The sequence below is a fragment of the Frigidibacter albus genome (assembly GCF_009908165.1).
GTDB classification, from domain to species: Bacteria; Pseudomonadota; Alphaproteobacteria; order Rhodobacterales; family Rhodobacteraceae; genus Frigidibacter; species Frigidibacter albus.
The window spans coordinates 382,687-405,411 of the sequence record NZ_JAAAUC010000003.1 but is presented as its reverse complement, the minus strand read 5'-3'; the positions used below and the strand labels follow the sequence as shown (position 1 = coordinate 405,411).

21 protein-coding genes, 2 tRNA genes and 2 riboswitches are annotated in these 22,725 nt (G+C 68.0%); of the genes, 6 read left to right on the top strand and 17 right to left on the bottom strand.

Annotated elements, in window-relative coordinates:
* From GVY41_RS06915 to GVY41_RS06895, 5 genes are all read left to right on the top strand, one after another.
* A complete protein-coding gene (locus GVY41_RS06915; RefSeq protein WP_161344100.1) occupies nt 1-1,377 on the top strand; it encodes a bifunctional enoyl-CoA hydratase/phosphate acetyltransferase in 1,377 nt (458 codons plus the stop codon).
* Nucleotides 1,374-2,552 carry an acetate/propionate family kinase gene (locus GVY41_RS06910; protein WP_161344102.1) on the top strand — a complete coding sequence of 393 codons (1,179 nt, stop codon included), beginning with the start codon at nt 1,374-1,376 and terminating at the stop codon, nt 2,550-2,552. The genes GVY41_RS06915 and GVY41_RS06910 overlap by 4 nt, the downstream gene beginning before the upstream one ends.
* Nucleotides 2,549-3,202, top strand: coding sequence for a CoA transferase subunit A (locus GVY41_RS06905; protein ID WP_161344104.1), 654 nt, complete (start codon nt 2,549-2,551; stop codon nt 3,200-3,202). Before GVY41_RS06910 ends, GVY41_RS06905 begins: the two co-directional genes overlap by 4 nt.
* 11 nt (nt 3,203-3,213) lie before the next feature.
* Nucleotides 3,214-3,867, top strand: coding sequence for a 3-oxoacid CoA-transferase subunit B (locus GVY41_RS06900; protein WP_161344106.1), 654 nt, complete (start codon nt 3,214-3,216; stop codon nt 3,865-3,867).
* A gap of 122 nt (nt 3,868-3,989) precedes the next feature.
* Entirely contained in the window at nt 3,990-4,862 is an 873-nt protein-coding gene (locus GVY41_RS06895) for an alpha/beta fold hydrolase (RefSeq protein WP_161344108.1), read from the top strand.
* A gap of 1 nt (nt 4,863) precedes the next feature.
* Here GVY41_RS06895 and GVY41_RS20090 read toward each other — a convergent pair whose 3' ends face one another.
* The 4 genes from GVY41_RS20090 to GVY41_RS06880 all read right to left on the bottom strand — a co-directional run bounded on the left by GVY41_RS20090 (nt 4,864) and on the right by GVY41_RS06880 (nt 8,163).
* Entirely contained in the window at nt 4,864-5,028 is a 165-nt protein-coding gene (locus tag GVY41_RS20090) for a hypothetical protein (protein ID WP_163535495.1), read from the bottom strand.
* Entirely contained in the window at nt 5,025-6,149 is a 1,125-nt protein-coding gene (locus GVY41_RS06890; protein WP_161344110.1) for a YeeE/YedE family protein, read from the bottom strand. Before GVY41_RS06890 ends, GVY41_RS20090 begins: the two co-directional genes overlap by 4 nt.
* Nucleotides 6,149-7,084, bottom strand: a complete 936-nt coding sequence (locus GVY41_RS06885; protein WP_161344112.1) for a sulfurtransferase — start codon at nt 7,082-7,084, stop codon at nt 6,149-6,151. Before GVY41_RS06885 ends, GVY41_RS06890 begins: the two co-directional genes overlap by 1 nt.
* 230 nt (nt 7,085-7,314) lie before the next feature.
* Nucleotides 7,315-8,163 (bottom strand): NAD(P)H-binding protein, encoded by an 849-nt coding sequence (locus tag GVY41_RS06880; protein WP_161344114.1) that lies wholly within the window; start codon nt 8,161-8,163, stop codon nt 7,315-7,317.
* A 95-nt stretch (nt 8,164-8,258) separates the two neighbouring features.
* Between GVY41_RS06880 and GVY41_RS06875 the strand changes: the two genes are divergently transcribed.
* A complete protein-coding gene (locus GVY41_RS06875) occupies nt 8,259-8,627 on the top strand; it encodes a winged helix-turn-helix transcriptional regulator (RefSeq protein ID WP_161344116.1) in 369 nt (122 codons plus the stop codon).
* Here GVY41_RS06875 and GVY41_RS06870 read toward each other — a convergent pair.
* The 13 genes from GVY41_RS06870 to GVY41_RS06815 all read right to left on the bottom strand — a co-directional run bounded on the left by GVY41_RS06870 (nt 8,606) and on the right by GVY41_RS06815 (nt 22,724).
* Nucleotides 8,606-8,682 (bottom strand) — tRNA-Arg (locus GVY41_RS06870). The genes GVY41_RS06875 and GVY41_RS06870 overlap by 22 nt on opposite strands.
* 337 nt (nt 8,683-9,019) lie before the next feature.
* Nucleotides 9,020-9,430 (bottom strand): GNAT family N-acetyltransferase, encoded by a 411-nt coding sequence (locus tag GVY41_RS06865; protein ID WP_161344803.1) that lies wholly within the window; start codon nt 9,428-9,430, stop codon nt 9,020-9,022.
* A 307-nt stretch (nt 9,431-9,737) separates the two neighbouring features.
* Entirely contained in the window at nt 9,738-10,643 is a 906-nt protein-coding gene (locus GVY41_RS06860; RefSeq protein ID WP_161656868.1) for a hypothetical protein, read from the bottom strand.
* A 344-nt stretch (nt 10,644-10,987) separates the two neighbouring features.
* Nucleotides 10,988-11,063, bottom strand: a tRNA-Ala gene (locus tag GVY41_RS06855).
* A gap of 71 nt (nt 11,064-11,134) precedes the next feature.
* On the bottom strand, nt 11,135-11,572 hold the full coding sequence (gene trxC / locus GVY41_RS06850) for a thioredoxin TrxC (protein ID WP_161344120.1): 438 nt from the start codon (nt 11,570-11,572) through the stop codon (nt 11,135-11,137).
* A gap of 106 nt (nt 11,573-11,678) precedes the next feature.
* A complete protein-coding gene (locus GVY41_RS20085) occupies nt 11,679-11,819 on the bottom strand; it encodes a hypothetical protein (RefSeq protein ID WP_163535496.1) in 141 nt (46 codons plus the stop codon).
* A 205-nt stretch (nt 11,820-12,024) separates the two neighbouring features.
* Nucleotides 12,025-14,862, bottom strand: coding sequence for an aminomethyl-transferring glycine dehydrogenase (gcvP, locus tag GVY41_RS06845; protein WP_161344122.1), 2,838 nt, complete (start codon nt 14,860-14,862; stop codon nt 12,025-12,027).
* Nucleotides 14,863-14,870: 8 nt separating this feature from the next.
* The gene (gcvH, locus tag GVY41_RS06840) at nt 14,871-15,230 is read right to left on the bottom strand and encodes a glycine cleavage system protein GcvH (protein WP_161344124.1); all 360 of its coding nucleotides are present in this window, start codon (nt 15,228-15,230) and stop codon (nt 14,871-14,873) included.
* 17 nt (nt 15,231-15,247) lie between these two features.
* Nucleotides 15,248-16,375: a glycine cleavage system aminomethyltransferase GcvT gene (gene gcvT, locus GVY41_RS06835; RefSeq protein ID WP_161344126.1), complete on the bottom strand. Its 1,128-nt coding sequence runs from the start codon at nt 16,373-16,375 to the stop codon at nt 15,248-15,250.
* A 76-nt stretch (nt 16,376-16,451) separates the two neighbouring features.
* Nucleotides 16,452-16,521: riboswitch (glycine riboswitch) on the bottom strand.
* A 4-nt stretch (nt 16,522-16,525) separates the two neighbouring features.
* A riboswitch (glycine riboswitch) is annotated at nt 16,526-16,629 on the bottom strand.
* 101 nt (nt 16,630-16,730) lie between these two features.
* Nucleotides 16,731-17,762, bottom strand: coding sequence for a histone deacetylase family protein (locus tag GVY41_RS06830; RefSeq protein ID WP_161344128.1), 1,032 nt, complete (start codon nt 17,760-17,762; stop codon nt 16,731-16,733).
* Between the two features lie 49 nt (nt 17,763-17,811).
* Nucleotides 17,812-18,891, bottom strand: a complete 1,080-nt coding sequence (locus tag GVY41_RS06825; RefSeq protein ID WP_161344130.1) for a CaiB/BaiF CoA transferase family protein — start codon at nt 18,889-18,891, stop codon at nt 17,812-17,814.
* On the bottom strand, nt 18,891-20,591 hold the full coding sequence (locus tag GVY41_RS06820) for a hydantoinase B/oxoprolinase family protein (protein ID WP_161344132.1): 1,701 nt from the start codon (nt 20,589-20,591) through the stop codon (nt 18,891-18,893). The genes GVY41_RS06825 and GVY41_RS06820 overlap by 1 nt, the downstream gene beginning before the upstream one ends.
* Nucleotides 20,592-20,678: 87 nt before the next feature.
* Complete coding sequence (locus tag GVY41_RS06815; RefSeq protein ID WP_161344134.1) at nt 20,679-22,724, bottom strand: hydantoinase/oxoprolinase family protein; 2,046 nt, start codon at nt 22,722-22,724, stop codon at nt 20,679-20,681.
* Between the last annotated feature and the right edge of the window lies 1 nt (nt 22,725).

The following is a 22,725-nucleotide window of genomic DNA, read 5'->3' as shown; positions in this document are numbered from 1 at the left end:
ATGCGCCTCACCAACCGAACCTACGACGAGATCCAGCCCGGCGACAGCGCCGAGCTGCGGCGCCTGATCACCCCCGATGATCTCTATGTGTTTGCGGTCGCCTCGGGCAACACCAACCCGATGCACCTGCAGGACAGCGACCTCGACGGCGATGGCCATGCCGAACGGGTCGCGCCCGGCATGTTCGTGGCCTCGCTGCTGTCGGCGGTGCTGGGAACACAGCTGCCCGGTCCCGGCACGCTCTACCGCCGCCAGGTGCTGGATTTCCACGCCCGCGTCCATGCCGGCGAAGAGGTGCTGGTGCGGGCCGAGGTGCTGTCGAAGGCGGATGGTCTCGTCCGCCTGAAGACCGAGGTGCGCCGCACCTCGGACGGTGCCGTGATCCTGTCCGGCGAGGCGGAGGTCCTGGCCCCGACCGAAAAATTCGACCGCGACAACCTTGAGATCCCGGGCCTCGTCGTCCAGCGCCACCGCCATTTCGAGCTGCTGCTGGAACGCGCCCGCCCGCTGCCCGCCTTGCCCACCGCCGTGGTCTGCCCGGATGAGGCGAACTCGCTCGGCGGCGCGCTGCTGGCCGCGAAGGAAAGCATCATCGCGCCGATCCTGATCGGCAACGCGGCCGCCATCCGCAAGGCTGCCGCCGAGATCGAGGCCGACCTGACCGGCATCGAGGTGATCGACGTGCCCTCCGACGCTGCGGCCGCGGCCCTCGCCTGCGCGCTGGTGCATGAAGGGCGCGCCGCCGCGGTGATGAAGGGCCATCTGCACACCGATGACCTGCTCAAGGCGATGCTCGACAAGGCGACCGGCCTGCGCGTCGGCCGCCGCTTCACCCATGTCTTCGTGATGGACGTGCCGGGCCAGCCCGAACCGCTGTTCGTCACCGACGCCGCGATCAACATCGCGCCCGACCTCGCCACCAAGGTCGACATCTGCCAGAACGCCATCGACCTTGCGATCTCGCTGGGGATGGACCCGCGCGTCGGCGTACTCTCGGCGGTGGAAACCGTGAACCCGGCGATCCAGTCTTCCATCGACGCGGCGCTGCTGTCGAAGATGGCCGACCGCGGCCAGATCAAGGGCGGCCAGGTCGAAGGCCCGCTGGCGATGGACAATGCGGTGGACATGGCCGCGGCCCGCACGAAGGGGCTGAAGGGCAATGTCGCGGGCCGCGCCAATATCCTCGTGGTGCCGGGCATCGATTCCGGCAACATGCTGGCCAAGCAGCTGTCCTTCATCAGCCATGCCGAAGGCGCAGGGCTGGTGCTGGGCGCCAAGGTGCCGGTGATCCTCAACTCGCGCTCCGACAGCCCGATGTCGCGCCTCGCCTCCTGCGCCGTCGCCGCCATCCACCATTTCGCCGGAACCGCGAAATGACCCGGGCGGTGCTGACGCTGAACGCCGGCTCCTCCTCGCTGAAGGTCGCGCTGTTCCCCGAGGCCGGGGATTTGCCACTGGCCACCGGCCTTGCCGACAAGGTCGGGCCGGATGGGGTGCTGCACCTGAAGGACGCGGCGGGCGGCACCATCGCGGCCGCGGGCGACCTGACCACCCATGCCGGCGCCATGGAAGCGGCCATCGCCAGCTTCCGCGCGCAGTGGCCGGACCTTGACCTGCTCGCCATCGGCCACCGCGTCGTCCATGGCGGGGCGGACCGCGCCGCGCCGGTCACGGTGGATGATGCGGTGCTGACCGATCTGGAGCGGCTCGCCCCCTTCGCCCCCCTGCACCAGCCCCACAACCTTGCAGGCATCCGTGCCGCCATCGACGCCTTCCCCGGCGTGCCGCAGGTGGCCTGTTTCGACACCGCCTTCCACCGCAGCCACCCCTTCGTCAACGATACCTTCGCCCTGCCCCGCGCGCTCTATGACGAAGGCGTGCGCCGCTACGGCTTCCACGGCCTCAGCTACGACTATATCGCCGGAGAGCTGGCCCGCACCGCCCCGCACCTTGCCGAGGGCCGGGTGGTCGTCGCGCATCTGGGCAATGGCGCCAGCATGTGCGGCATCCAGAACGGCCGCTCCGTCGCCTCGACCATGGGCTTTTCCGCGCTGGACGGGCTGCCGATGGGCACCCGCAGCGGGCAGGTGGACCCGGGGGTGCTGCTCTACCTGATGGACCAGAAGGGCATGAGCGCCGGGCAGATCTCGGACCTGCTCTACAAGCAATCCGGCCTTCTGGGCCTCTCCGGCCTCTCCAACGACATGCGCACGCTCGAGGCGGCGAACACCCCTCATGCGGCCGAGGCCATCGACTATTTCGTCTTCCGCTGCCAGCGCGAGGTCGGCGCCCTTGCCGCCGCGCTTGGCGGCATCGACGCGCTGGTGTTCTGCGGCGGCATTGGCGAGAACTCCAGGCAGGTCCGCGCCCGCATCTGCGAGAGGCTCGGCTGGATGGGGATCGAGATCGACCACGCGAAGAACGCGGGCAATGACAGGGTCATCTCGTCGGACCTCGCCCGCACCTCGGTGCTGGTGATCCCGACCAATGAGGAACTGGTGATCGCCCGTGCTGCCCGTGCGGCGGTGGGCCTGACAAAGGAAGCGGCATGAAAGGTGCGTTGAAACCGGCGGCTGCGGCCGAGATGATCCCCGAAGGCGCCAGCCTGATGATCGGCGGCTTCATGGCCGTCGGCTCGCCTGAACGCATGATCGACGCCATCGTCGCCCGCGGCGTGGGCCGGCTCACCATCATCGCCAATGACACCGCCATGCCTGGCCGCGGCATCGGCAAGCTGGTCAGCGCCGGGCTCGTGCGCCACATCATCGCCAGCCATATCGGGCTCAACCCCGAGACGCAGGCCAAGATGATCTCAGGCGAGATTACGTGTGAGCTGGTGCCGCAAGGCACGCTGATCGAGCGCATCCGCGCCGGCGGCATGGGCCTTGGCGGCATACTGACGCCGACGGGCCTTGGCACCGAGGTCGAGGAGGGCAAGCAGGTGGTCACGGTCGAGGGCAAACGCTTCCTCATCGAAACCCCGCTCAAGGCCGATTTCGCGCTGATCGGCGCCTGGCAGGCCGATTATGTCGGCAATCTCAGCTACATGCTGACCGCGCATAACTTCAATCCGATCATCGCGCTGGCAGGCCGCACCGTGATCGCCGAGGCCGACAGCATCGTGCCGGTGGGGGTGATCCCGCCCGATGCGGTCAAGACGCCGGGCGTTCTCGTCGATCATCTGCTGATCCGCGCAAGCTGAGGAGGGCCGACATGGACGCCAAGGAACTCATCGCCCGCCGCGTCGCGCGGGAAGTCCGGCCGGGCTCGCTGGTCAATCTCGGGATCGGGCTGCCCTCGATGGTGGCGAATTTCGTCCCCGCCGGGCTCGGCGTGTTCTTCCAGGCCGAGAACGGGGTGATCGGCCTCGGCGCCCGCCCGCCCGAAGGCATGGAGGACCGCCACCTGACCGATGCCGGCGGCGGCTTCGTCACCGCCGTGCCGGGGGCTGCATCCATCGACAGCGCCATGAGCTTTGGGCTGATCCGCGGCGGCCATCTCGACATGACCGTGCTTGGCGGGTTGCAGGTCGATGAGGCCGGGCATCTGGCGAACTGGAAGGTGCCGGGCAAGATGGTGCCGGGCATGGGCGGCGCGATGGACCTTGTGACCGGCGCCGCGCGGGTGATCGTCGCCATGCAGCATGCCGCCAAGGGCCAGTCCAAGATCGTGCCGAAGCTGACCCTGCCGCTGACCGCGCTGCGCCGGGTGGACCTGATCGTGACCGACCTCGCGGTAATCGAGCCGACCGATGCCGGGCTCGTGCTGCGCGAACATGCGCCGGGGGTCAGCCTGGACGACATCATCGCCGCCACCGAAGCCACGCTGATCATCCAGGGCGACGTGCCCGAGATGATGCTGATCTGACGCCCTGCGACGCTCGGCGTCCTTGACGGAAAGGGGAAGCCGGGCGTCAATTGCCTCAGCCCGCGACGCGTTTGCAGGCGACCCGCAGTGGAGGCGGGTGACGAGGGAGGAGGAGACATTGGATGGAACGGTTCGAAGCCGAAGACGGCACCCGTCTGGCCTATCGTGACGAAGGCGCGGGTCTGCCGCTTCTGGCGCTGGCGGGCCTGACCCGCGATGGCCGAGATTTCGACTATCTCGCGCGCTACCTTCCGGATGGCATCCGCCTGATCCGGCTCGACAGCCGCGGCCGCGGCCGGTCGGACTGGGCCCCGCCCGAAACCTATTCGGTCGCGCAAGAGGCCAAGGACGCACTGGCGCTGCTGGACCATCTGGGCATCGCGCGCGCGGCCGTCATCGGCTCGTCGCGCGGCGGCCTGCTGGGGCTGGTCATCGCCGCCACCGCCCGGCCCCGCCTGCTGGGGCTGTGCATGAACGATGTCGGCCCGGTGGTGGAGCGGGACGGGCTGGTGCGCATCGGCAGCTATATCGGCGTCGAACCCACGGTCCCGACGCTGGAAGAGGTCGCCGACCGCACCCAGGCCGCGATGCCCGGCTTCGACCGGGTGCCACCCCTGCGCTGGCAGGAAGAAACCGTACGCCACTATGTCCAGCTCGATGGCCATGTGGGGCTGACCTATGACCCGGCCCTGCGCACGTCCTTCGAGGCCGCGATGGCTCAGCCGCTGCCAGAGCTCTGGCCGCTGTTCGATGCCTGCGCGGGCCTGCCGCTGGCGCTGATCCGAGGCGAGGCCTCGGACGTGCTTGCCCGTGCCACCGCCGCCGAAATGCGCCGCCGCCGCCCCGACATGCTGTTTGCCGAGGTGCCCTGGCGCGGGCATATCCCCTTCCTCGACGAACCCGCGGCGATCTCGGTCATCGTACAATGGCTGGCGCGGGTGCAGGACTTCGACGCGGCCGCCGCCCCGGCACCGCTGGCAGTGGCGCCCGGCTAGCCTACTCCGGCATCGCCCCGCAGAACCCGCCCGAGGCGGCGGCGCCCGAGCCAAGCGCCAGAAGCGGCGGCGCCTTGTAGGGGTTGAGGTCGGCGGTGGCGCTGTCGAACAGGATCAGCAGCCCCAGAAACGCAATCGCCAGCGATGCGGTGAACCGGCGGGTCATGGGCGCGGCTCCAGGCCCAGGATCGGCCGCAGCCGCACGCCGACACAGGCCCCGGCGAAGGCCATCGCGAACCAGACCCAGCCATGCAGGCTGCCGGTGGAAATGCCGCTGAAGAACGCGCCGACGTTGCAGCCGAACGCCAGCCGCGCCGAGTATCCCAGCAGCAGCCCCGCCACGATGGTCGCCGCCCAGGCCCGCGCCGGCAGCTTCGGCAAGGGCTGCGACAGCCCGCCCCGCCGCCAGCAGGCCACAAGGAAGGCCCCGGTGATGATGCCGATATTGGTCAGCGACGTCACGTCGGTCAGCACGCTCGCCTCCAGCCGCCCGGCATTCCCCGGCGCGGCCCAGAAGGCTGATCCCGACAGGTCAGCCCCCAAGGCGACCGCCCCCTTCGCGCCCCACAGGCCCAGCCCATAGACCACCCCCCAGGGCTGCCCGGCGACCACGAGGTTGCCAATCGCCAGCGCCGCCAGCAGCAGCGCCGCAATCACCAGCCGCCGCGGCACATGCCGCGTGCCCGGCGCCGCCAGCATCAGCAGCAGCCCCGCCACCGCCGCCAGCAGCACCAGCGTCACCGCAAGGCCGGATGTGCCGGTCAGCGTCAGGATCGGCAGCGCGCCAAGGTCGGTCCACCAGATCAGGCCATAGGCGCCCAGAAAGCTGCCGATGGCAAAGAACGGCAGCGCCAGCAGGCTGACCGGATTGCCGCTGCCGGCATTGACCAGCGTGCCCGACCCGCAGCCCAGAACCACCTGCATCGCCGCGCCAAAGACGAACGCCCCGCCCGCCATCGCCCAGCCGATCGGGGCGGCCGCGCCCACAACCTCGCCCGACGCCCCGCTCAGCAGCGGAAACGCCACCAGCGCCACGACAGCAATCGCCAGCAACTGCGCCAGAATCCCCGACGGATCGCGCCGCAGGATCATCGCCCGCCAAGGCCCCGCAAAACCGAAGCGCAGCCCCTCCAGCACCAGCCCGAAGCCAAGCCCGATGGCCAGCAGCAGCCCATAGCGGGCCCCCGCCAGCAGCGCCACGGCCAGCACCAGCCCCAGCGCGGCCAGCACGATCAGCCCGCGCCGCGCGCCCCAGCTGCCCGAAGGCTCTGCCACCGCAACAGTCATCAGTTGCCCCGCAGCTGGTTCAGCAGGTTGCGCACCAGGCCGGGGGTGTTCTCCATGTCCTGTCCGGTCTGCGACCAGCCGACCATCGACTCCGGGTACAGCTTCACATCCTCGACCCCCGCCAGTTCCGACAGCGCGAACCACTCGGTCGCCGCCCAATGCCCGGTGTTGCAGAAGGCCACGACCCCCTCATCGCGCCCGATCCCCAGCCGCGCCAGCACCTCATTCGCCGCAGGCGCGTTCATCACCTCCACGCCGCCGTCGAACCACACGCTATGCGCCAGGTTCTCGGCCCCCGGCAGCGTGCCGGGCCGAGACATCGCGGCATGGGCCTGCCGCCCCTCGAAGAAGCCTGCGGGGCGCGCATCGACCAGCCGCGCCTGCCGCTCGCCATTCACGATGGCGCTGACGTCATCGGTGGTCGCCAGCCAGCGGTCCGAAAAGGCGATGTCGATGTCCGACGGCGTGGGCACCGTCGCCTTCGTCTCCAGCGGCAGCCCCGCGGCGCCCCAGGCCGCCATCCCGCCATTCAGGATCGCCAGCTGGCTCACGCCCGAGGATTTCAGCGTCCAGTAAACCCGCGCCGCGGCCCCGAAATCGCTGTCATCCTTGCCCTGATGCACCACAACCACCGGCCGCTCCAGCGTCACGCCCAGTTCTTGCAGCGTGGCCTCCAGCTGATCCTCCGGCACCAGCGCGCCCGGATTCTCCGCCGGCCCGCGGAAACGCTCATAGGGGGCCGACACCGCGCCCGCGATATGGCCCTGGTCATAGGCCGCGCCGCGGATATCGAGCACCAGCGGCGCCTCCTCGCCCGCAGCCAGGGTCTGCACCTCGGCGGCTGACACCAGCGGGCCGAAACCGGCCTCCGTCTGGGCCATCGCGGTGGTAGAGAGCCCCAAGGCAAGCACGGCGGAAACTGCAAAAGTCTTCATCGGAGAACCCTTTCCTGTTGCCGCAGATGTCGGCCTTCCGCGCCTGCGAGGCAAGGGCGGGGCCCAGCCAAAGCCGCGCCCGGGGGCGAACGGCGTTCCGGGCGGCACAGCCGCGCCAAACCGCCGCCCCGCCCGGCAAGACCCGCCGCGAACATTCGCATCCTTGCATACTCCCCGACAGAACAGCGGTCTTATTTGCACGGGGCGGTCCCGGAAGGGCGCCCCTCGCCTTACATCGCCACCGCCACAGCCTCGGCCATCCGCACCGTCGGGCGGCCCAGCAGGCGGGCCAGCGTGCCACTCTCGTCTTCCAGCCAGCCCCCGGCCGCCTTCACGTCCACATCGACCAGCACCGCGGCAAAGCCCGCCGGCAGGCCAAAGCTCTCCAGCAGCCCCTGATAGACCTCGGGCGGCAGGTCGTTATAGGGCAGCGCCTTGCCGGTCTGGCGCGACACCTCCGCCGCCAGATCCGCCAGCGGGAAGCCCTCATCCCCCGCCAGCTCCAGCACCCCTACGCGCCCCGCATCGGCGGCCACGACCGCCAGCGCCTCGGCATAATCGCGCCGCGCCGCGGGCGTGAACCGCGCCGTCCCCGCCGCGCCGATCAGCGCGCCCGCCGCAATCGCCCCGCACAGATTGGCGGTCCAGTTCTCGGTATACCAGCCGTTGCGCAAGATCGCCGCCGGCAGGCCCGAGGCGGCGATCACCGCCTCCGTCTCGCGGTGATCCGCCGCGATCAGCATCGGCGAGCGGTCCGCCTTCAGGATCGAAGTATAGACGATCCGCCCCACCCCCGCCGCCGTTGCCGCTTCGATGACGTTGCGGTGCTGCCCGACCCGGTCGTTGAAATCGTTCGAGGAAATCAGCACCAGCGTCTGCACCCCCGCCAGCGCCGCGCCCATCGTCTCGGGTTGCGTGTAGTCGAAGGCGCGGGCGGCCACGCCCAGATCGGCCACCTTGGCAGGATCGCGCGCCAGCGCCACGATGCCGGCAGGATCGGTCAGGGTCTTCAGATGGGCAATGGCAAGCCGGCCAAGCTGGCCGCTGGCACCGGTGATGGCGATGGTCGTGGGGGTCATTGGGGGGTCTCCTTCATGTTGACAGACCCCAGATAGCGGCATACGTACGAAAGGGAAGTACCAACATTTTTGTTAGTGCAAACCGAGGCCCCGCCATGCACCTGCCCGACGTGATGAACGAGAATTGCCCCTCGCGCCGGGTGCTGAACCACGTCACCAGCCGCTGGGGCGTGCTGATCCTGATCGCGCTGCAAGGCGGCACATTGCGGTTCAGCGCCCTGCGCCGGCGCATCGGCGGCGTGTCAGAGCGGATGCTGGCCCAGTCCCTGCGCCTGCTGGAAGAGGACGGCATGGTCCGCCGCACCGCGCATCCGGTGGTGCCGCCGCATGTGGAATATGACCTGACGCTGCTGGGGGAGGAGGTTGCCGCACGCGTGAAGGCGCTGGCCGACTGCCTCGAAGGCAACCTCGCCCGCATCCCCTCGGTGCAGGCGGGTGATGCTGGCGACCCCGGGAGGACTTGAACCCCCAACCCCAGACTTAGAAGGTCCGTGCTCTATCCAGTTGAGCTACGGGGCCACTCCGCGCCTTTTGCGGCATCTGCGCCCGCGGATCAAGGGGCGGGAGAGGTGGCGGCAGCTCAATGCAAGCCCCACCCTTCACCCTAACCGTGGCGAAGGCCATCGCCTTCGCCACGCACCGCCGTATCCACCCGCACCGGACGGGCCCCCAAAGGGCCCGGCCAGCGCCCGCCCCGCCCTTGGCGGGCGCTTCTCGCCCACCAGGTCGGGCGCTGGCCTCACACGGTCTTTCGTTGCCATTGGCTCCAATCGATACGCCCCGCACGGGCGGGGCGAGGCAGTGCCTCGCCTTTTTCCGCCCGACCAAACGCCTCACAACATGCGAACCGCCCGCCCTACACCCCCCGCGTCATGAACACGCTGTTCGGGTCCAGCCCATACCCCTCGAACGGCGCACATTCCACAAACCCCGCCCGCGCATACAGCATCCGCGCCGCCGCAAAGCTCGGCTGGCTCCCGGTCTCGAGGCTCAGCCGCGTCACCCCCGCCGCCATCGCCTCCGCCACCAGATGCTCCAGCAGCCGCCGCGCCAGCCCGCGCCCGCGCAGCTCCTCCAGCACATGCATCGACTTGATCTCGGCATGGGAGGCGTCCGACAGCCGCTTGAACGCCCCCATCCCCACCGCAGCCCCATCCTCCCGCATCACGAAAAACGCGATCCCGGGCGCGTCCAGCGCCGAGGCATCCATCATATGGATGCTCTCCGGCGGCGTATCCGCATGCATCGCCTCGCTATGCCGCCGCATCAGCAGCGCCAGATCCGGCCCAAGCGGGCTCTCGCGGGTGAGGGTAATCGAGTCGGTCGGGCTGGTCTGGTCGGTCATCGTCGCCACGCTGGAGGGGGAGTGCTGGGGCCTTGGTGCCAGAAGCGCGGGGCGGGGGGAAGGTGCGATTCATGGACACAATGCAGAGAACGCTTGAGTTGCAAAGTGCGGAGCTTCCAAGGTGAAGCAGAGGCTAGACCTTCAGTCAGAAAAGCGACTAAGAACCGTTTTCGTTGTTTCCGCCACAGCCTTACCGCACTTGAACGCCTCAACGTGTGGCAGGACTTATTCAACGCTTGACGACCATCTGAAACTCCACATCCTTCTTCCCAATTTCAAAATACCTGTGCAGCATCTTCATGGCCAGGAATTGAGAGAAAGCCGTGTCGTCAAACGGATAGACCTCCCTTGATACTGAACTATCCGAAAATGATACCGCAACCCTTGCTGATCCATGAATTACCTGACCTCTGAGGTCATAGAGCTTCCGAAATCTGGCTATAGTGTTAGAACCGTTCAGTTCTGGCAAAAGCGCTAACAGTCTAGTTTCTACTAACTTTCGCGAACCTCTATCCTTCTCTCCAACCAGCGCCTCAATTGCTGCAAGAGCCCAAACCAATGCGGATAACGGGCTAGCCGACCTGTTCGAAAGAGAATGAGTAAGGAACGAGAACGACCTGCCAAACTGACTTGTTGGCTCTCGAAGCAGTTCGTCTCTCATCGATTGAACGAAGTTGAAGAATTTGAGGTTGCTCACGTCATTACACTTCATTGGCACACGCATCTCGTCTCGCCCTATAGCTTTCGCAAGAAAACCGTTGCCCACAGATTCTCTACCAAATTGAAAGAATCTAATCTGGCCTACAGGAAAGCAAAGCGGTGACGAAACATTGATTGATGCGAGCAACAGCATGACCGTATATTGAAAATCCCTGACAAGAATTCCAGCCCACACGGTGCCTACGAGCCCCTGAGAGGATCTACCCGCATGCCGCATTTCTTTCAACCTAGGCTCCGAAGTATAAGTCTTTTCCAAATACTCAGCGACAAGTCTCCGGTTCAGTTGAAGTACAAACTTTATACCTCCCGCAAGTTCTAGACTGGGAGTACTTTGCTTGAAAAATGGCGGCTGAGTAATTTCGCTCTGTGTGATGTGATGGATGTCGATTTGCCATGGACTATCGGGTAACAGCATCACTTGATCTTTAAGCTCGTCGAAGGGGAAATTGATGGCACGATGATGTGCGCCAAGTTGCTTTGGCGGAAAAATCCAGATTTCTAGCGTCTTGTGCCACAACATTCTGTACAACCCTTGCATGTGTAAGCACCACCTTCGCGCCCCCCCCCGGTGCAGTGGCAACACACAAGTCCTATGCCTGCCTTGTTCGGGCATCGCATGTTCAAAGAGCAGGGTGAACCGCCGCCCCCCCCGTAAGCCAAAGCGGCCAGCGGAAGTAAAAGACGCCATGCGAGAGCGGGTCAAGTAGGCATGTCGCACTTTTGGGACACACCTGATTTCGCCTCTGAAAAGCGAAACAATGGTGGAGCAGATCGGGATCGAACCGACGACCTCGTCATTGCGAACGACGCGCTCTCCCAACTGAGCTACTGCCCCCACGGGCCGGGTATGTGCCCCTTCGGCGCCCCCTTGTCAAGCGCGCCGCCGGGCCTTGCCGGTGTTTTTCGTCAGCCCGCCACCTTGCCCCGGACAAAGGCCACGATGTCGGCCGCCGGCCGCGCTCCGGCCAGCCGTGCAACCTCACGGCCCCGGTGGAACAGGATCAGCGCCGGGATGCCGCGGATGGCGTAGCGCCCCGAGGCAGCGGGATGCGCCTCGGTGTCGATCTTGGCCAGCCGCACGCCCGGCGCCAGCGCCTGCGCGGCCTTGGCGAACTCGGGGGCCATCTGCCGGCAGGGCCCGCACCAGGGCGCCCAGAAATCCACCAGCAGCGGCAGATCGTCGCCCGCCGCCTTGCGCAGGGTCTCGGGGTCCAGCTCCGCCACCTTGCCGCTCACCAGCGCCGCGCCGCAGATGCCGCATTTGGGGCCTGCGCCGACGCGCTCCGCCGGCACGCGGTTCGCCTGCCCACAGGCAGCACAGGTCAGCTTCAGGGCTCCGGTCATCGCCGCTCTCCACCAGATATTCGCATTGTTGCATATATCGGCATCGCCGGGCGGCGGCACAAGAGCGCCGGAACAGCCGCCGGGGCGCGATGCCCCGGCCGCGCGCTTACTTCTTCTTCGCCGCCGCTGCGGCCGCCGAGAACATCGGCGGCTTGCCGGTCGAGTCGAGGACGATCGCCGTCTTCGGCTTCTCCTTCTTCGGCTTCTTCACTTCCTTGTTGCTCTTCTGGTTGTTGCCCTTGGCCATCGCTTGTCCTTTCGACATGTCCTGCCGGGGCGGGCCGCGGAATGTCCGCAGCGCGCCCCCATTGCCCATGTGCTACCCCTGCCCGGCCCGCCGCACAAGCCGCTTGCGCGCCCCTCACGGGGCCGTCAGCGCCGCAGTTCCCGACAGATTCAGTTTACATATGACATATGTATAGGTTCTGTACGGTTTCCACACGCGGCCGGGGCTACTCCGCCGCCTCGGCATAGCTCTCCACCGGCGGGCAGGTGCAGGTCAGGTTGCGGTCGCCCCAGACGTTGTCCACACGGCCCACCGGCGGCCAGTACTTGTCCACCCGGAAGCTGGCGGGCGGGAAACAGCCCTGCTCGCGGCTATAGGGACGGTCCCAATCGGCCACGAGGTCCTCGACGGTGTGAGGGGCGTGCTTCAAGGGGTTGTTATCCTTGGAAATTCGCCCCTCCGCCACATCCGCGATCTCGGCCCTTATCGCCAGCATCGCGGTGATGAAACGGTCGAGCTCCGCCTTGGTCTCGCTCTCCGTCGGCTCCACCATCAGCGTGCCGGCGACAGGCCAGCTCATCGTCGGCGCGTGAAAACCGTTGTCGATCAAGCGCTTGGCGATATCGTCAACGGTGATTCCCACCTCGGCAAAGGCCCGCGGGTCCAGAATGCACTCATGCGCTACCCGCCCCCGGTTGCCCATGAACAGCACCGGGAAAGCCCCCTTCAGCCGCGCCGCGATGTAGTTGGCATTCAGGATCGCCACCTTGGTCGCCTGCGTCAGGCCCGCCCCGCCCATCATCAGGCAATAGGCCCATGAAATCAGCAGGATAGAGGCTGACCCATACGGCGCCGCGCTCACCGGCCCCTCGGCGCCGCCGGTCTCGGGATGCCCCGGCAGATAGGGCGAAAGGTGGGATTTTACCCCAATCGGCCCCATCCCCGGCCCGCCGCCGCCATGCGGAATGGCGAAGGTCTTGTGCAGGTTCAGGTGGCTGACATCGCCGCCGATGCTGCCCGGTTTCACCAGCCCGACCATGGCATTCATGTTCGCGCCGTCGATATAGACCTGCCCGCCGAAGTCATGGGTGATCTGGCACACTTCGCGGACCGTCTCCTCGAACACACCATGGGTAGAGGGATAGGTGATCATGCAGGCCGCCAAACGGCTCCCCGCCGCCTCGGCCTTGGCCCGGAAATCCTCCAGATCGATGTCGCCATTGGGGGCGGATTTCACCACCACCACCTTCATCCCCGCCATCTGCGCCGAAGCCGGGTTGGTGCCATGCGCCGACACCGGGATCAGGCAGATGTCGCGGACGTCCCCCTGCGCCCGGTGAAAGGCGGCGATGGTCAGCAGCCCCGCATATTCCCCCTGCGCGCCAGAGTTCGGCTGCATCGAGAACGCGTCGTAACCCGTTATCTGGCAAAGCTTTTCCGAAAGATCCTCGATCACCTCGGCATAGCCCGCCGCCTGATGCGCCGGCGCGAACGGATGCAGCGATCCGAATTCCGGCCAGGTGACCGGCATCATCTCCGCCGCCGCGTTCAGCTTCATGGTGCAGGATCCCAGCGGGATCATCGCCCGGTCCAGCGCCAGATCCCGGTCCGACAGCCGCCGCATGTAGCGCATCATCTCGCTCTCGGCACGGTTCATGTGGAACACCGGATGGGTCAGATAGTCCGACTGCCGCAGCAGTGCCTCGGGCACTCCCGGCTGCGTGGCCATCGTCGCCGGTTCGCTGATGCCAAAGGCATCCAGCAGCCGCGCGATCACCCCGTCATCGGTGGTCTCGTCGAGCGTGATGCCGACCCGGTCGCGCCCGACCTTGCGCAGGTTGATCCCCCGCTGTTCGGCCGCCGCAAGGATGCCCGCCTGCCCGACGCCGACCTCTACCGTGATCGTGTCGAAGAAGGCCGCCGGTTGCACTTTTGCGCCTTCCTTGCGCAAGACATCAGCCAGACCGACGGTCCTCAAATGCAGTTTTTCTGCAATTGCCCGCAAACCCCGCGGCCCGTGGAACACCGCATAGAAGCTCGCCATCACCGCCAGCAGCGCCTGCGCGGTGCAGACGTTCGACGTCGCCTTCTCGCGGCGGATGTGCTGCTCGCGGGTCTGCAGCGCGAGGCGATAGGCCTTGTTGCCCTTGGCGTCGATGGAGACACCGACGATCCGCCCAGGCATGTTGCGCTTGAATGCATCGCGGCAGGAGAAGAACGCCGCATGCGGCCCGCCAAAGCCCATTGGCACGCCGAACCGCTGCGAGGAGCCGACGGCAATATCCGCCCCCATCGCGCCCGGCTCCTTGAGCAGGCACAGCGCCAGCAGGTCGGTTGCGACCACGGCGATGGCTCCGGCGGCGTGCAGCGCCTCGATCTCGGGCGTGAAATCACGGACCTCGCCATAGGTGCCGGGATACTGGAAGATCGCTCCGAAAACCCTTGATACGTCTAAAGAATCCGCCGGCCCCACCAGCACCTCGATCCCCAGCGGCTGCGCCCGGGTCCGGATCACCGCGATGGTCTGCGGATGGCAGGCTTCGTCGACGAAGAACGCCCGCGCCTTCGACTTCGCCACCCGCTCGGCCATCGCCATCGCCTCGGCCGCCGCCGTCGCCTCGTCCAGCAGGCTGGCATTGGCGATGGGCAGGCCGGTCAGGTCCGCTACCATGGTCTGGTAGTTCAGCAGCGCCTCGAGCCGTCCTTGGGCAATCTCGGGCTGGTAGGGGGTGTAAGCCGTGTACCAGGCAGGATTTTCCAGGATATTGCGCTGGATCACCGGCGGGGTGACGGTGCCGTGATAGCCCTGCCCGATCAGGCTGGCCATCACCCGGTTCTTTGCAGCAACGCCCCGCATTTTCGCCAGCAGCTCATGCTCGGCCAGCGGCGCCCAGTCGAGATCGGTGCCCTGGCGGATGCTGCCGGGCACGGTTTCGGCGATCAGCGCGTCCAGATCGGGCGCGCCGACGGCCTGCAGCATCAGCCGCATCTCCTCGGGCGAGGGGCCGATATGGCGGCGGTTGGCAAAGTCGTAGGGGTCGTAGTCCGTCGGGGTCCAGGTCATGATTTTCCTCAGCCGATCAGGGCTTTGTAGGCAGCCTCATCCATGAAGCCGTCCAGCGCCGACAGGTCCGCGACCTTCATCTTGAAGAACCAGCCCTTCCCCAGCGGGTCTTCGTTGACCAGCGCCGGGGTATCGGCCAGCGCGTCATTGACCGCGACGATCTCGCCATCCAGCGGCGCGAGGATGTCGGAGGCGGCCTTGACGCTCTCGATCACCACCACCTCATCTCCGGTGCTGACGCTGCGGCCGGCCTCGGGCAGGTCCACGAACACCACATCGCCCAGTTGCTCCGAGGCGTGTTCGGTGATGCCGACGATGACCAGATCGCCCTCGACGCGCAGCCATTCGTGATCTTCGGTGAATTTCATCTCATGTAATCCTTGACTTAGCGTTTGAAGGTGGCGGGACGGAAGGGCATGGGCACGATGCGCGCGGGCAGGCGTTTGCCGCGCACATCGCCATAGACGGTGGAGCCTTCGGGCAGGTCGGGCGGCAGGTAGGCCATGGCCATCGGTGCCTCGATGCTGGGCCCGAAGCCGCCCGAGGTGACGCGGCCGATAGGCGCGCCGCCCTCATCGGATGCGTAGATCTCGACGCCCTCGCGCATCGGCGCACGGCCCTCGGGGCGCAGGCCGCGTCGTTTGCGGGGCGTGCCTTCGGCCAGCTCGCGCAGGATGCGCTCGGCCCCCGGGAAGCCGCCGGAGCGGGCCCCGCCGCTGCGGCGGATCTTCTGGATCGCCCAGGCAAGGCCGGCCTCCACCGGCGTAGTTTCCTCATCGATATCATGGCCATAGAGGCACAGCCCCGCCTCCAGCCGCAGGCTGTCGCGGGCGCCAAGGCCGATGGGGGCAACCTCGGGCATCTCCAGCAGGCGTTCGGCCAGGGCCTCGGCAAACGCGTCCGGCACCGAGATCTCGAACCCGTCCTCGCCAGTATAGCCGGAGCGGGAGATCCACAGCTCCACCCCCTGCCACAGCCGGATGCCGACATCCATGAAGGCAAACTCGGGCGCATCGGGTACCAGCCGGGCCAAAGCCGCCTCGGCCTCGGGCCCTTGCAGCGCGATCAGCCCGCGGCCCGGCACCTCGGCCACGTCGCAATAATCCGGCAGGCCAGCCCGCAGGGCCGCCAGATCCTCCGCCTTGCGGGAGGCATTGACGACGATGAAGAAGTGATCGCCGCGATTGGCGATCATCAGGTCGTCGATGATCCCGCCCGCGTCATTGGTCAGGAAACCATAGCGCTGCCGTCCCTCGGCCAGCCCCGCCAGATCGACCGGCACCAGCCGTTCCAGCGCCAGCGCCGCATCGGCCTGCTTGCCGCTGATGGCGGTGACCAGCACCTGCCCCATATGGCCGACGTCGAACAGGCCCGCGGCGCTGCGGGTGTGCAGATGCTCCTTGAGCACGCCCCCGGGATATTGCACCGGCATGTCATAGCCGGCAAACGGCACCATTTTCGCGCCAAGCCGCAGATGCAGGGCGTGAAGTGCCGTACGGTTCAGGTCGGCCATTGCCGCCCTCCTTGCCTTTGGCCGGGGAAACGCCCTGGCATCGCCCGACGGAATCCTCCCGTCGTTCCGATGCCCCCTCTGTCCTTGCGCCTGAGATCGTTATCCCTTCGGCGGGCGCGGGGTTGCCCTCGCGCCACTCTCCAGAGTCCTTGTGCCAGAACGGTCCCTTGCGCCTGAGAGTTTACCGGGGCGGTTGCTCCTTCGGCACCGGAGTGCCCCTTGCGGGGTGCCCCGGATTCTCCCGATCCTGACCCTTCCCGGATACAAGACCGCCCGAGGTTCTGGCAAGTGAAATGCTGGGAAGCGACGCTTTGCCCTCACAAAGCGCCGCTTGCGGACGCGAGGTGACCGGCAATCAGGCGCCGAGGAAACCTTCCAGCACGTTCACCGTGTTGATCCCCACCGCCTCGATCGCATAGCCGCCCTCCATGCAGAACACGGTCGGCAGGCCGAGCGTCTCGATCCGGCGGCCGGCATCGGCGAAGTCGGGACTGTCCAGCTTGAAGAAGCTGATCGGGTCGTCCTTGTAGGCATCGACCCCCAGCGAGACCACCAGCGCCTCGGCCCCCCAGGCGCGGATGCGGGCGATGGCATCGTCCAGCGCCTCGGACCAGCGGTCATAGCCGGTTCCGGGCGGCAAGGGGTAGTTGGCCGTGGTCCCCTCGCCCGCGCCCGTGCCGGTCTCATCCCCGAAGCCGAGGAAGTAGGGAAAGGCATCCTCGGGCGCGCCGTGGACAGAGGCGAAGAACACGTCGCCGCGGCCGTAGAAGATGTCCTGCGTGCCGTTGCCGTGGTGGAAGTCGATGTCCAGCACCGCAACCCGGCCCGCGCCCTGATCGCGGAACATCTGGGCGGTCACGGCCGCGTTGTTCAGGAAGCAATAGCCGCCATACATGTCTGCCGTCGCATGGTGCCCCGGCGGGCGGCAGAGCGCGAAGGCCGCCCGCGCGCCACCCGCCACATGGCGCTGCGCCGCCTGCGCCGAGGCCATCGAGGACAGCGCCGCGGCCCAGGTGCCGCCGGTGATCGCGGTTTCCCGCGCAAGGCAATAGTAACCCGCCAGCCCGTCGATATTGCGGGGCGGGCGCGCCATCTGCATCCGCCGCGCCGGGATCGCCGCCGGGATCACCTCGCCCGCGCAGCCCGCGGCCTTCCACTGGTCCCAGGCGGTTTCAAGGAAGCCAAGGAAGCCCGGGTCCATCATGCCTCGCACGGGGCCCATGTCACAGGGGCCGGGATCGGCGATGTCGCGCAGGCCCTGCTGCTTCAGCCGCTGATAGACATATTCCGCCCGGCTTGGCCGCTCATAGGGGGTGACGAACTGGCCGCCGCTCAGCTCGGCCTGCGGGAAATGCAGGCGGTGATCCTCGCTGAAAAACACTTTCATGGTCGGTCTCTCCTGTGATCGTGCCGCTCGCAGGGCGGGAAGGGTTGTATCAGGGCAGCAGCCCGCGCTGGCGCAGGTCTGTCAGGATCTCGTCGCGGTGCTTTCCCCGCGCGGGGCGCGGCGCGATGGCCGCGCGCTGGCCGTCGAAGCGGGGGGCGGGGGCGGGTTCCGGCTGGCCGTCGCGCTGTTGCCAGGTGCCGCGCGCGGCCATATGCGGATCAGCGGCGGCTTCATCGGGCGAGAGCACCGGAGCGACGCAGGCATCGTTGGCGCCGAAGAGCGTTTGCCAATGGGCGCGGGGATGGGCAGCGAAGATCGCCGCCAGCCGGGCGGTCTGGGCCGGCCATTGCGCGGGGTCGTGCTGCGCTTCCATCGCGGAGTCGCCCGCCAGCCCCAGCCCCTCCAGCAGCAGCGCGTAGAATTTCGGCTCCAGCGCCTGCACCGCGACGTGGCCGCCGTCGGCGGTAGGGTAGCTGCGCGACCAGTGCGGCCCGTCCAGCAGGCTGGCGCCGCGGGCAAAACCCTGCGCGCCGGGCGGGCGCAGCGACAGCAGCAGCGCCAGCATATGGGCCGAGCCGTCGACGATGGCGGCGTCGACCGTGGTGCCCTGCCCCGTGCCTCGCGCCCGCATCACCCCGGCAAGCAGCCCCACCGCCAGATACATCGCCCCGCCGCCGATATCGCCCACCAGCGTCGGCGGCGTCACCGGCGCATCCCCCGGCAGCCCCGCAAACCACAGCGCGCCGGATCGGGCGAGGTAATTGAGGTCATGCCCCGCCACCGGGGCCAGCGGGCCGGTCTGGCCCCAGCCGGTCATCCGGCCGTAAACTAGGCCCGGGTTCAGCGCGTGGCAGTCCTCCGGCCCCAGCCCCAGCCGTTCCATCACCCCCGGCCGCAGCCCCTCGATCAGCGCCTCGGCCGAGGTGACGAGCGCATGGGCAATGGCCAGATCGCCCGGTGCCTTGAGGTCGAGCACGATCGAGCGTTTGCCGCGGTCCAGCAGCCCCGGCGCATCCGGGCCGGGGCGGTGGATGGTGATGACTTCGGCCCCCAGATCGGCCAGCAGCATCGCAGCGAAGGGGCCCGGCCCCAGCCCCTCGAACTCGATGACGCGGAGACCTTCCAGCATCAGCCCCTCCAGCCCGGAAACAGCGCGCGGGCCTGATCGGCGGTGTAGCGGCCAAGGCGCACATCCTCGTCCACCGCCGCGGGATCGCGCAGCGCCGGATCGCCATAGCCGCCGCCCCCGGGGGTGCGCACCCGCACCCGGTCGCCGGGGCGCAAGGGAATGTCCTGCGCCTTGGACAGGTGTTCGGGCACCGTCACCACGCCGCCACGGATCACCTCCACCCGGTTCACCGCGCCGTCCTGCCCGCCAAGCGCGCCCTGCGGGCCGGTGCGGCCGTGGTCCATCACGAAGCTGGCCCGCGCCTCGCCGCGCAGGAGTTCGATTTCATAGTCGAGGCCGAAGCCGCCGCGATGCTGACCCGCGCCGCCAGAGCCGTCATGCAGCGCATAGCGGCGGTAGAGCACCGGGTAGGTCTGCTCCATGATCTCCACCGGCGGGGCCTTGGAGATGCCGATGGTGGAGCAGCCATTGGCCAGCCCGTCATGCCCGGCATTGCCGCCATAGCCGCCGCCCGAGATCTGGTACATCACATAGTCGCGGCCCTTGTCCGGGTCGTGCCCGCCGAGGCCGAAATTGCCCGAGGTGCCGGCGGGGGCGGCGGTGACAAGCTCCGGGATCCCCTGCACCAGCGCCGCGAACACCGCCTCGGCGATGCGCTGGCTGACCTCTGCCGCACAGCCCGAGACCGGACGGGGGTAATGGGCATCGAGGAAGGTGCCTTCGATGCCGGTAACCTCCAGCGGCTCGAACGCCCCCGCCGACATCGGCACATCGGGGAAGATGTGGCGCAGGGCGAGGTAGACCGAGGACAGCGTGGTGGCGCGGACCGAGTTCATCGGCCCGGCGCAGGGCAGCGACGATCCGGTGAAGTCGAAGGTCAGGATTTCGGCACCGGGCGCGCCGCTGCGGGTGACGGCCAGCGCGATGGTCAGGGGTTCGTTCACCACACCGTCGCTGTCGATGAAGGCGGTGGCGGTCAGGCGGCCCTGGGGGATCTGGGCGATGCTGGCGCGCATCTGCCGCGCGGCGAGGGTGCGGACCCGGGCAATCGCCTCGCGGACATCGGCATCCCCGTAACGGTCCAGGATCGCCGTCAGTCGCTCGGCCCCGACCAGCAGCGCCGAGGCCTGCGCCTTCACATCGCCGATGCGCTGGCCCGAGACACGGATGTTGGAGCAGATCACCTGCCACAGCTCGGGGTCCATCACGCCGCGCTTGAACAGCTTGACCGGCGGCAGGCGCAGCCCTTCCTGTTCCGCACTGGTGGCGCTGGCGCTGAAGCCGCCGGGCACCGCGCCCCCCGTATCGGGCCAGTGGCCGGTATTGGACAGCCAGCAGAAGATCTCGCCGCCCCTGTAGAAGGGCATGGCGAAGCGCACATCCATCAGGTGGGTGCCGCCGAGATAGGGATCGTTGACGATGTAGATGTCGCCGGGCTCCGGCGGCAGCGTCTCGCCGCTGGCGATGCGGGCGATCAGGTGGCGGGTGGAGAATTGCATGGTGCCGACGAAGACCGGCAGCCCGCGCGCGCCCTGCGCGATCAGCGCGCCGTCGCTGGCGTCATAGATCCCGTCGGAGCGGTCATCGGCTTCGGCGATCACCGGCGAGAAGGCGGCCCTGGAGAAGCTGAGGTCCATCTCGTCGCAGACCTGCTGCAGGCCCGCCTGGATGACGGCGAGGGTGACGGGGTCGAGGGTCATCGTGTTGCGTCCCTCGCCAGCGAAGCCGGGGGGCCGTCTGCCCCCCGGAGCCCCCCGAGGATATTTGGAAAAGGCAAACTGGGCATGTCAGGCGCCTCCTACCGTGACGATCAGGTTGCCGTCCGTGTCCATCCTCGCATGGTCGCCCGGGTCCAGTACCAGTGTCGTGTCCATCTGCTCGATGATCGCAGGGCCGGTCAGGTTCAGGTCCACCGGCAGGTGGTCGCGCCAGTAGACCGGGGTGTCGGTCCAGTCGTCGAACCACACCGGGCGGGTGCCGGTCTGCGCCTCGGCCAGGGTCGCGCGGCGGCCTGCAGGGTCGATCAGCGCGGCAAGGTCGATCTCGGGGCGGGCGCCGATCACGGAGGTGTTGAGGTTCACGAGGTTGGCGGGGATGCTGTCGAGATCGACGCGGAAGCGGGCGTGATAGGCGCGCTCGAAGGCGGCCTGAAGCTCGGCGCGGGTGGGCTGGCCATTCGGCAAGGGCACGCGCAGCAGATGGGTCTGGCCGACGAACTGCATGTCGACGCTGAATTCGGCGGTGATGCCTGTCAGGGCGATGCGCTCGGCGCCGATCAGGGCGCGGCCCTCGGCCTCTTGCGCGGCGAAGATGGCGTGGACGGCGGCCATGTCGGCACTGTCCAGCGGGCGGTTGAGGGTGCGCACGAAATCATGGCGCAGGTCGGCCACCACGCAGCCAAGCGCGTTGGTGATGCCGGGGCGGGCGGGCACCAGCACCTGCGGGATCGCCAGTTCCCGCGCCAGCGCGGCGGCGTGGAGCGGGCCGGCGCCGCCGAAGGCAAAGAGCGCGAAGTCCCGCGGGTCGGCGCCCATCGAGATCGAGACCATGCGGATCGCGCCGGCCATGTGCGTGTTGCCGAGCCGCAGCACAGCCATCGCCGCCGCCTCTGGCGTCAGGCCAAGCGGCGCGCCGATCTGGGCCGCGAAAGCCTCGCGCACCGTCGCGCGCAGTTCTCCGCCAAACCGCTCGGGCGGCAGCCGCCCCAGCAGCAGGTTGGCGTCGGAGATGGTGACCTGGGTGCCACCACGGCCATAGCAGATCGGCCCCGGGGTGCTGCCGGCGCTTTCGGGGCCGACGCGCAGCATCCCCGCCGCATCGACCCGGGCCAGCGAGCCGCCCCCGGCCCCGACGGTGCGCACATCGACCATCGGCACATGGATCGGCATCGCATATTCGATCTCGATCTCGTTCGACACTGGGGCGCGGCCGCCGCGGATCAGCGCCACATCGGTTGAGGTGCCGCCCATGTCATAGGTGACAAGGTTGGGCATCCCCGCCCGCCGCCCGGTATAGACCGCGGCCATCACGCCCGAGGCGGGGCCGGACATCACCGTCTTCACCGCCTCGCGCGCCACCAGCCGCGATGAGACCATGCCGCCGTTGCCGTTCATCACCAGCAGCTCGCGCGCATAGCCGCGGGCCTGCAGTTCGTGTTGCAGCCGGGCGATGTAGCGTTCCAGCAGCGGCTGCACCGCGGCGTTGACGGCGGCCGTGACCCCGCGCTCGTATTCGCGGCTTTCCGACAGCAGGCGGTGGCCGATGGTGATGTGGGTGTTGGGCCAGACCTCTGCCGCAATCTCCGCTGCCCGCAGTTCATGGGCGGGGTTGGCGTAGGAGTGCAGGAAGTGGATCACCAGCGCCTCGCAGCCCTTGGCCAGCAGGTCGGCGAGCGCGGCGCGCAGGGCGGGCTCGTCCAGCGGCGTCAGCACCCGGCCGCGCGCGTCCATCCGCTCCGGCACCTCGGCCCGCAGGTCGCGCGGGATGATCGGCACGAAGCGGCCGGTCATGCCATAGGGCTGCGGGCGGGTGCGGCGGCCAAGCTCCAGCACGTCGCGGAAGCCCTGCGTGGTCACGATGCCGGTGCGGGCCAGCTTGCGTTCCAGCACGGCATTGGTGGTGGTGGTGGTGCCATGCACGATCAGGTCCAGCCCCCCCAGATCCTGATCCGCTGCCGCAAAGGCCGCCAGCACGCCGAAGGCCTGATTGTCCAGCGTGGTCGGCACTTTGGCCAGGCGCACGGTGCCGGTGGCCGGATCGAAGATCACGAGGTCGGTGAAGGTGCCGCCGACATCGACACCGGCGACGAGGCCGCGGGGGGGATCCATCTCCATG

Excerpts from the sequence above, each read along its gene's own strand:
- GVY41_RS06860 (WP_161656868.1), bottom strand. The coding sequence starts at position 10,643 with ATGCTGTTACCCGATAGTCCATGGCAAATCGACATCCATCACATCACA.
- GVY41_RS06830 (WP_161344128.1), bottom strand. The coding sequence starts at position 17,762 with ATGAAAGTGTTTTTCAGCGAGGATCACCGCCTGCATTTCCCGCAGGCC.
- GVY41_RS06880 (WP_161344114.1), bottom strand. The coding sequence starts at position 8,163 with ATGACCCCCACGACCATCGCCATCACCGGTGCCAGCGGCCAGCTTGGC.
- gcvH (WP_161344124.1), bottom strand. The coding sequence starts at position 15,230 with ATGAAATTCACCGAAGATCACGAATGGCTGCGCGTCGAGGGCGATCTG.
- GVY41_RS06905 (WP_161344104.1), top strand. The coding sequence starts at position 2,549 with ATGAAAGGTGCGTTGAAACCGGCGGCTGCGGCCGAGATGATCCCCGAA.
- GVY41_RS20085 (WP_163535496.1), bottom strand. The coding sequence starts at position 11,819 with ATGGCCAAGGGCAACAACCAGAAGAGCAACAAGGAAGTGAAGAAGCCG.
- trxC (WP_161344120.1), bottom strand. The coding sequence starts at position 11,572 with ATGACCGGAGCCCTGAAGCTGACCTGTGCTGCCTGTGGGCAGGCGAAC.
- GVY41_RS06895 (WP_161344108.1), top strand. The coding sequence starts at position 3,990 with ATGGAACGGTTCGAAGCCGAAGACGGCACCCGTCTGGCCTATCGTGAC.
- GVY41_RS06815 (WP_161344134.1), bottom strand. The coding sequence starts at position 22,724 with ATGGAGATGGATCCCCCCCGCGGCCTCGTCGCCGGTGTCGATGTCGGC.
- GVY41_RS06825 (WP_161344130.1), bottom strand. The coding sequence starts at position 18,891 with ATGCTGGAAGGTCTCCGCGTCATCGAGTTCGAGGGGCTGGGGCCGGGC.
- GVY41_RS20090 (WP_163535495.1), bottom strand. The coding sequence starts at position 5,028 with ATGACCCGCCGGTTCACCGCATCGCTGGCGATTGCGTTTCTGGGGCTG.
- GVY41_RS06885 (WP_161344112.1), bottom strand. The coding sequence starts at position 7,084 with ATGAAGACTTTTGCAGTTTCCGCCGTGCTTGCCTTGGGGCTCTCTACC.
- GVY41_RS06820 (WP_161344132.1), bottom strand. The coding sequence starts at position 20,591 with ATGACCCTCGACCCCGTCACCCTCGCCGTCATCCAGGCGGGCCTGCAG.
- GVY41_RS06900 (WP_161344106.1), top strand. The coding sequence starts at position 3,214 with ATGGACGCCAAGGAACTCATCGCCCGCCGCGTCGCGCGGGAAGTCCGG.
- GVY41_RS06890 (WP_161344110.1), bottom strand. The coding sequence starts at position 6,149 with ATGACTGTTGCGGTGGCAGAGCCTTCGGGCAGCTGGGGCGCGCGGCGC.
- gcvT (WP_161344126.1), bottom strand. The coding sequence starts at position 16,375 with ATGGCCGACCTGAACCGTACGGCACTTCACGCCCTGCATCTGCGGCTT.
- GVY41_RS06875 (WP_161344116.1), top strand. The coding sequence starts at position 8,259 with ATGCACCTGCCCGACGTGATGAACGAGAATTGCCCCTCGCGCCGGGTG.
- gcvP (WP_161344122.1), bottom strand. The coding sequence starts at position 14,862 with ATGACCTGGACCCCGACGGACTACGACCCCTACGACTTTGCCAACCGC.
- GVY41_RS06915 (WP_161344100.1), top strand. The coding sequence starts at position 1 with ATGCGCCTCACCAACCGAACCTACGACGAGATCCAGCCCGGCGACAGC.
- GVY41_RS06865 (WP_161344803.1), bottom strand. The coding sequence starts at position 9,430 with ATGCGGCGGCATAGCGAGGCGATGCATGCGGATACGCCGCCGGAGAGC.
- GVY41_RS06910 (WP_161344102.1), top strand. The coding sequence starts at position 1,374 with ATGACCCGGGCGGTGCTGACGCTGAACGCCGGCTCCTCCTCGCTGAAG.